The sequence below is a fragment of the Motilimonas sp. 1_MG-2023 genome, assembly GCF_030547455.1.
Classification (GTDB): Bacteria; Pseudomonadota; Gammaproteobacteria; order Enterobacterales; family CBDFNC01; genus Motilimonas.
In genome coordinates this window covers 1-233 of sequence record NZ_JAUOPX010000310.1, presented here as the reverse complement: position 1 = coordinate 233, position 233 = coordinate 1, and the positions used below count along the sequence as shown (strand labels likewise).

At 46.8% G+C, this 233-nt stretch carries 1 protein-coding gene; it reads left to right on the top strand.

What is annotated here, in order from left to right:
- On the top strand, positions 1-233 hold a 233-nt coding region (locus Q4519_RS22160), incomplete at both ends, for a hypothetical protein (protein ID WP_303516149.1).

The window sequence follows — 233 nt, the reverse complement described above, 5'->3', positions numbered from 1 at the left end:
ATGGCGCTGTTTCAGCAACAGTTGCTGCAACAGCAAAATCAAAGTATTGCTTTGCAGCAACAGTTTCTAGATCTACAAGCCCAGCTGAATAATCGATTGTTAGACTCGTTGTCTTGTATTGCCTCTAGCTCAAGTGCAACTGTTTCAGCGTCTCCGGTGAAGACCTCGGCACCAGATCAAGCGCATGTTCAAGTTGCGACGGCTGTTAGCAATGAGCCAATTATGCCCAAGGA